This window comes from Patescibacteria group bacterium (assembly GCA_041659905.1).
In the GTDB taxonomy this organism is placed as follows: Bacteria; Patescibacteriota; Kazan-3B-28; order Kazan-3B-28; family UBA10110; genus UBA10110.
Genome location: JBAZXK010000001.1, coordinates 22,178 through 29,693 on the forward strand (window position 1 = coordinate 22,178; position 7,516 = coordinate 29,693).

7 protein-coding genes are annotated in these 7,516 nt (G+C 44.5%); all 7 read left to right on the forward strand.

What is annotated here, in order from left to right; all coding sequences use genetic code 11:
- Positions 1-53: 53 nt before the first annotated feature.
- Positions 54-1,298 carry a serine--tRNA ligase gene (gene serS / locus WC805_00150; GenBank protein ID MFA5966916.1) on the forward strand — a complete coding sequence of 415 codons (1,245 nt, stop codon included), beginning with the start codon at positions 54-56 and terminating at the stop codon, positions 1,296-1,298.
- Positions 1,295-3,871, forward strand: coding sequence for a preprotein translocase subunit SecA (gene secA / locus WC805_00155; GenBank protein ID MFA5966917.1), 2,577 nt, complete (start codon positions 1,295-1,297; stop codon positions 3,869-3,871). The genes serS and secA overlap by 4 nt, the downstream gene beginning before the upstream one ends.
- A gap of 26 nt (positions 3,872-3,897) precedes the next feature.
- On the forward strand, positions 3,898-4,200 hold the full coding sequence (locus tag WC805_00160; protein ID MFA5966918.1) for a nucleoside triphosphate pyrophosphohydrolase: 303 nt from the start codon (positions 3,898-3,900) through the stop codon (positions 4,198-4,200).
- A 77-nt stretch (positions 4,201-4,277) separates the two neighbouring features.
- Positions 4,278-4,865, forward strand: a complete 588-nt coding sequence (locus tag WC805_00165) for a CYTH domain-containing protein (GenBank protein ID MFA5966919.1) — start codon at positions 4,278-4,280, stop codon at positions 4,863-4,865.
- Between the two features lie 10 nt (positions 4,866-4,875).
- A complete protein-coding gene (locus WC805_00170) occupies positions 4,876-5,370 on the forward strand; it encodes an 8-oxo-dGTP diphosphatase (protein MFA5966920.1) in 495 nt (164 codons plus the stop codon).
- Positions 5,371-5,890: 520 nt separating this feature from the next.
- Entirely contained in the window at positions 5,891-6,892 is a 1,002-nt protein-coding gene (locus WC805_00175; protein ID MFA5966921.1) for a hypothetical protein, read from the forward strand.
- 208 nt (positions 6,893-7,100) lie between these two features.
- Positions 7,101-7,516 (forward strand): hypothetical protein (locus tag WC805_00180; protein MFA5966922.1); only part of this gene is annotated, 416 nt, incomplete at its 3' end.

A 7,516-nucleotide genomic window follows, 5' to 3' on the forward strand; every position in this document is an offset into this window, starting at 1 on the left:
CATAGGGAGTTACGTAGAGATCTACGTAGTTAAGCAAATAATTAAATAAGTAAATGGAATTAAAAGAATTTGTTAAGTTAGATGATAAAGGCCGCAAAAAAATGGCGGCTGGTTTAGCGCGCAAGGGTTGGCAGGGCGATTTGAATTATATTGCCGAGCTGGCCAGTAAGGTAAAGAATGCGCAGATAGAACTGGATCAGGCCAGAGCGGAAGTTAATCAAGCCGCTAAAATCCAGGATATTGAAGCTGGTAAGGCAGCTTCAATGCGGGAGAAGGATAAATTAGCTGCCTATAAACAACTACACGAAGAACTTACCCCGCTGTGGGCTGCTATTCCTAATCCTCCAGACAAAGATGTACCTGAAGGAGGTGAAAATGATGGTGAGGTGGTGGGAAAGTCTAAGTTGCAACCAGCTAACCTAAATAACCCCAAAGACCATATCGAATTAGGAGAGGCTCTGAATATTATTGATATTGAGCGCGGTGTCAAAACTTCCGGTTCACGTTTTTACTTCTTGAAAAATGAAGCGGCTGAATTGGAATTCGCGCTGATCCGCTGGTTATTTAAAACACTTAAAAAGAAAGGTTTCGAGTTGTTAGTGACGCCGCAAATCGTAAATGAAGAAGTGATGGTAGCGGCGGGCTATGTTTCTAAGAGCTACAATCACGCCGCCGAAGTTTACAAGCTAGACGATCCGGAAAATGCCACGCATTATTTAATTGGCACTTCCGAACAAAGCACCTTGGGTTATCACCTGAATGAAATTATCGACGCACCCAAACGTTATGCGGCTTTCTCGACTTGTTTCCGCAAAGAAGCCGGTTCGTATGGCCAGGACGTCAAAGGGATTATTCGCACACATCAATTTGATAAAGTTGAATTATTCTCATTTGTGGCACCGAAAGACTCAGCCAAAGAGTTTAAAAATCTAGTAGCGATTCAAGAATTCATCCTGAAAAAATTAGAGATCCCTTACCAGAAAGTTTTAATTGCGGTGGGAGATTTGGGGATGCCGGCGGCTAAAAAAATTGATTTGGAGAGCTGGATGCCATCGCAAGGCCGCTACCGAGAAACTCATTCCTGCAGTAATTGCACGGATTGGCAGGCAATCAGAGCTAATATCCGTTACCGCACTGCGGCTGGTGAAACTGAATTTGTCCATACCTTAAACGGTACCGGAGTAGCTATTGGCCGGATATTAGTAGCCATTCTAGAAAATCATCAACAACCCGATGGCAGTATTAAAATCCCGAAAGTGTTACAACCGCATGTAGGTTTCAAGGAAATTAAAAAATGAAATTTCTAGAAAAAGTTTTTGGCGACCCAAATCGGGGGGCTTTGCGGCAACTAGAAAAAACGGTTGCCGAGATTAATCTCTGGGCGCCTAAAATAGAAGCTTTGGGCGATGCGGAATTAACGGCTAAAACCGTTGAATTTCAAGAACGGCTGCAAAGCGGTCAAACAGTGGACGATATTTTGCCGGAAGCTTTCGCGGTAGCCAGAGAAGCTGCTAAGCGGGTCTTGGGCGAGCGGCCTTACGATGTGCAGCTGATGGGAGGGCTTGCTCTCCATCAAGGCAAGATTGCCGAGATGAGAACGGGAGAAGGTAAAACCTTGGCCGCTACTTTGCCGGTTTATTTAAACGCTCTAACCGGCAAAGGGGTGCACGTCGTGACCGTCAACGATTATCTAGCCAAACGCGACTCGGAGTGGATGGGACAAATTTATAGATTCTTAGGTTTATCGGTCGGAGTAATCCTGCATGGCAAGACTCCTGAAGAACGGCGCGAAGCTTATAGTGCCGATATTACTTACGGCACTAATAATGAATTTGGCTTCGATTATCTTAGGGACAATATGGCGGGAGGGGCTGAGGGCTTGGTTCAGCGGGAGTTAAATTACGCCATTGTTGATGAAGTCGACTCAATTTTGATTGACGAAGCCCGCACTCCGTTGATTATTTCGGCTCCCGACGAAGAATCCACTGAATATTACAAAAGATTTTCGCAAATTGTTCCGTCGCTGACGCCGAATGTGGATTATAACGTTGATGAAAAAATGAAATCAGCGATTTTAACTGAAGAAGGTATTACTAAAGTCGAACAGTTACTTGGCATTAAAGATATTTATGAAAGTGGAGATATCACGCTGGCGCATCACATTGAACAAGCTTTGCGTGCCCATGCTTTATATAAAAGAGATCGGGATTACGTGGTTAAAGATGGCGAAGTGATTATTGTGGATGAGTTTACTGGGCGGTTAATGGTTGGTCGGCGCTACAGCGAAGGTTTGCATCAGGCGATTGAAGCTAAAGAAGGCGTCGAAGTAAAACGGGAAAGTAAAACCCTAGCTACCATCACTTTTCAGAATTACTTTCGGATTTACCATAAATTAGCCGGGATGACAGGTACGGCCAAAACCGAAGAAGAGGAATTTTACAAAATTTATGGCCTAGAGGTGGTGGTGATTCCGACAAATCAGCCGATGGTGCGCCGAGATTTAAATGATCTGATCTTCGTGAATGAAGCCGCTAAATTCCATGCCGTAGTTCGGGAAATCAAAGAGCGGTACGGTAAAGGGCAGCCGGTATTGGTGGGTACGATTGCGATTGAAAAATCGGAATTACTTTCGGATATGCTGAAGCGAGATGGCATTCCGCATAATGTTTTAAATGCTAAACAGCACGAACGGGAAGCCGAGATCATTAAAGATGCCGGACAGAAGAATCAAGTCACCATTGCCACTAACATGGCTGGGCGAGGCACGGACATTAAACTAGGTGAAGGCGTGCGGGAAGCGGGCGGGCTGCATATTCTGGGCACGGAACGACATGAATCTCGCCGGATCGATAATCAGCTCCGAGGCCGCTCCGGGCGGCAAGGCGATCCGGGGAGTTCGCAGTTTTTTATATCTATGGAAGACGATCTGATGAGATTGTTCGGTTCGGATCGGATGAAAGGGTTAATGAAAACGATGCATGTGCCGGAGGATATGCCGATTGAGCACAAAATGATTAGTTCCAGTATTGAAGCGGCGCAGAAAAAAGTCGAAGGCCACAACTTTGATATTCGCAAACATGTGGTGCAATACGACGATGTAATGAATCGGCAAAGGGAAGTAATCTACAATAAGCGCCGAGCGATTTTATTGAACGAAAACTTAAAAGAAGAAATTTGGCAGGATATCAAGCGCGAAATTGAGGGGATTGTTAATTTCCATTGTGTCGGAAATGATAAATTAACTTGGAATTTATCCGAAGTTATTGAAAATGTAAAAACTATCTTCAATTTTTCCGCAGACGATGAAGGTAAAATCAAATCATTTAATGAACAGTCGCTCATTATCGAGTGGTTATTAGAAAAAGCTAAAGCGGCCTATGGAGATAGGGAAAAAGAAGTCGGCGAAGACACTTGGCGGCAAGTGGAGCGGGCAGTTTGTCTGCGAGTTGTTGATGTGTTATGGGTGGATCATTTAGATGCGATGGTTCGGATGCGGGAGGGGATTGGGTTGATCGGTTATGCCCAGAAAGATCCTTTGGCTGAATATAAACAAGAAGCCTACATTATGTTCCAGCGACTCCTCGCAGCAATTGCTTCGGATGTGACGCATATGATCTTCCGGGTGAGAATAACCCCTCAAACTCCGCCGCCAGCAGAAACGGAAGCCAGGAAAAAAATGGCCATGAAAGGAGCCGAAGAACCCAAAGGCGACTTTAAGGATGAAGCGAAAGAAATAACAGCAGGTTCCCCTCCTGCCAGAGGAGGGGTTAGGGGAGGTGGGAGTAAAGAAACCAATAATTCGAAGATTGGCCGCAATGACCCCTGCCCATGCGGTTCTGGCAAAAAATATAAAAAATGTTGTGGCAAGTAAATCATATCCGCTGATTTATAAAGACCATGAGATACGATAAATTAGTTAGAGATAGAATACCTGAGATTATTAAAGAGAAAGGTGGAAAGTTTACTAGTCACATTGCTAACGAACAGGAATATTGGCAGAAGCTCAAGGAAAAGTTGCAAGAAGAAGTGGACGAGTTCAAACAAGGTGAAAACAGAGAAGAGGTCGCGGACATCTTGGAGGTTTTAGAGGCCATCTGCGATTTTAAAGGTTGGGATAAATCAGAATTGCAAATACTCAAAGACAAAAAAGCGGAGAGTAGAGGAGGATTTAAAGAAAGAATCATTTTAGAAGAATCATAAAATGGTGCGGGAAATAGATGGTTACGGAATTCTATAAAAATTTGCCTAGAAAAAGAGTAGGGGTAGAATAAGTAGTTATGGAAGAGATTGAAGTAAAATTTTTGAATGTTGACCCGGAAGAGATCCAGGGTAAATTGGCTGCCATCGGAGCTGAAAAAGTGAAAGAGTTCTTCTATCGCCGGCGAGTTTTTGATTATCCGGATTGGCGTTTAGACAAACAAGCGGCTTGGTTGAGACTGCGAGATGAAGAGGATCATGTCGCTCTTAGCTTCAAACAAAGACTGGGCGTGCAAACTCACGATGGAACCACTTCGGATACGGGCATGGAAGAAGTGGAGATTCATGTCAGCGATTTCGATAAAACCGCTTTATTACTGACTAGGCTGGGATTTGTGGAAAAACATTATGCCGAAAACAAACGGATTCGCTGGATAAAAGATGGCATCGAATTTGATATCGATATTTGGCCGGAATTAGAGCCTTATTTAGAGATCGAAGCCTCAACCTGGGAACAGATCGATCAGGCGATTGCGATGCTAGGCCTGGATCCGGCAGACAAGAAAATATTTTCCACCAATCAGATATATCATTTGAAAGATATTCATGTATCTGATTACTCCCGATTAGCTTTTGACGGATTAGTTAAAAGAGATAATAATTCTTAACTACAAATCAATGGATATTGTTGAGAAAAAAATAATGACGTTGTGTCTGATCCAACAGGACGGGCAGATTTTGTTGGGGCTAAAAAAGCGAGGATTTGGGGAGGGGAGATGGAATGGTTTTGGGGGAAAGATCAAGTCTGACGAAACCATAACCGAAGCTGCTATCAGGGAATTGAAAGAAGAGGCGAATTTAGAAGTCACTGCACTAGAAGAGGTAGGCAATCTAATTTTTCACAATACCGGAGGGCTAATAGTTGAGATGCATATTTTTAGGGTGGATAAATTTATGGGTGAACCAGTAGAAACAGAAGAGATGCTCCCACAGTGGTTTGACGCCGATAAAATTCCTTTTGACACTATGTGGGAAGATGACCGCCATTGGTTGCCTTTGTTCTTAGCTGGCAAGAAATTTGAGGGCGAATTCTTTTTTGGTGAAAATGACCACATTATTGATTTTCATGTTAACGAAGTTGTTCCAAAGCCCAAAATCTCTGTTGAGGGGTGAATTAGTAAATGAAATATATAGAATTAGGGAATTTACAGCTCTGGGAGAGGAAATAGTTGACATTTATGGCAGATTGTTATACCATACAAGTACTAAATTGTACCTTGAGCGTCTAGGAGAAGTCTTAGACCGCGAGAGGAAATACAAAAACAAACCCAATTAGGAGGGGAAAACAGATCATATCTGTTTTATTGCCGTCAAAAGCCATTCTAACTACTGTTCGAGCGGAGCGAGAACTGCTAAATCCGTAGTTCTCACTGCGCCTGCCTGCCGGTAGGCAGGTTCGAACAAGTAATAGGAGAAGGCCTGACAGCAGGTATTGGGTGAGTTTTGATATGGTTTTGCGGGCAGAATTCTGGTGGTGCAGAGGTAGCTTGTTAATTGATTGTACCCTTTGATATTAAATTAAGGGGGTTTGGTTAACGACCCACTCTCCACTGGAATTCTGTCTGCAAAATCTCAATCTTGCGGGCAAATAAGGAAAATTCAGCCAGGCGAACCCTGGCGCGGAGGTCTCATTATGAGACAAAAACATTTTCTGTTCGCCGGGATCATCCTGGCAGTCATGATGCTGCTGTCTATCTCATGCGGAGGCGGCGGATCTACTGTCATGCCGCAAACCATTCCACCAGTCGATCTGGTGACTGCATGGAGAATGGAGTTAGTTGATACTAACTTCCAGCCCGGCGGCCGATCGGTATATGAGTCGATGACTTACGATGAAAAAATCATCGACATCTATCCTGGAGAAATCCGGAACTTAAGGTTCCAAATCCAGGGAATGGTTGATGGAAGCTGGTTCTTGTATTCCGGGCTGGACACAGCCCGATTGGATGTTAGGCAAGCCGGTATCGAGTCCGGAGGAGGACAACCGCCTATGTTGGCATCTTCACCTCCTCAAAACGTCGCATTCTTGACGTCTCTGGTGTGGCCGGTGACTATTTATAGTGGTACTGGAAAAATCTCGTTTGTAGCAGAAGCCTACGACGAGGACCCAACAAATTCAGACACTGGAGTGTTATGTTATTTACACTTCAGACTACGGCTGAATGCTGGTAGCACTCCTCCTCCCCCTCCGCCACCGGCAAAGACATGTGATGAGCTCCATCCCGACGGGCCAGAGGTCATCAATGGTCATTTGTGGAAGTGCCAGAACAATATTTGGACTGACACTGGTCCAGTTCCACCACCAGCTGGCCAAGACTTATATCCTTTAGATGGAACGCCTCAGTTCCATTATGGAGGCACTAGCCAACAGGGAAGTAAGATTGAACTGGTTCAGCCGATCCCGGAAGGAGTTGGTTTTATCCTCTGGGAAGTGCTGCAACCGTATCCTACTGACGGAAACCCATTTTTAAAGACTCTGGTGGATCAACCATCCTGGTCGGTTGACTTCTACTATAGTCAGCCAGGTATCTACAAGGTAAGCGCTACTCCGTACGAATCAGAGAGCGGATATGAGCAGGGCGAAAGCCCTCTTGGGGCGGCAGCAATCTTCTGCATCACAGTGATTGCAGGCTGAAAAACCCAACAGAGTTTCTTTTTCCTAAAGCACCTTACGATTTAATGGACAGTGCGTGGGAACGGCTTAAAAACCGTTCCCCGCTCCATTCCTAGTCATTTCTCGGTTCTGTCATGGACACGGTTTCCCCCAAGCCTGTCCATGATAGAGTTAAGAAGTGGCTAGAAATGGGGTGGAAATTAATTAAAATTTCACTTAGGAGGTGAAAATGTTGTTTATCAAAGGTTTGGGTTTGAGTATTTATTACCGTCTACGCAGGATGAGTAAAGCGCTGAAAAACTGGCGCAAGTTTGGCGTAATTATGTTTGGCGGTATTTTCTTAGCCGCTTCCATGTTTCCATATATGGTTGTGCCTACCGCTATAGCTGCCGATAGTCTAAGGGTCGAAATTGTCGATGCCAATGGCTTGGCTATTTCTAGCTTCGGCATTGAGCCTGGCAAGACCAAGCAGTTTACAGCCCGCTCTTATGACCAGAACAACCAAGACATTACCAACAAGACCAGTTTCCTCTGGAGTATTGATGGGAAGTATTCTACTTCTCAAGTCGGTAATGTTACTCAAACCGGTCTCTTTACTAGTGGTCCCAAGGCTGGTCTCTATTCCGGAGCTTTGAGATTACTCGG

Coding starts and splice junctions, on each gene's coding strand:
- serS (MFA5966916.1), top strand. CDS start 54: ATGGAATTAAAAGAATTTGTTAAGTTAGATGATAAAGGCCGCAAAAAA.
- secA (MFA5966917.1), top strand. CDS start 1,295: ATGAAATTTCTAGAAAAAGTTTTTGGCGACCCAAATCGGGGGGCTTTG.
- WC805_00160 (MFA5966918.1), top strand. CDS start 3,898: ATGAGATACGATAAATTAGTTAGAGATAGAATACCTGAGATTATTAAA.
- WC805_00165 (MFA5966919.1), top strand. CDS start 4,278: ATGGAAGAGATTGAAGTAAAATTTTTGAATGTTGACCCGGAAGAGATC.
- WC805_00170 (MFA5966920.1), top strand. CDS start 4,876: ATGGATATTGTTGAGAAAAAAATAATGACGTTGTGTCTGATCCAACAG.
- WC805_00175 (MFA5966921.1), top strand. CDS start 5,891: ATGAGACAAAAACATTTTCTGTTCGCCGGGATCATCCTGGCAGTCATG.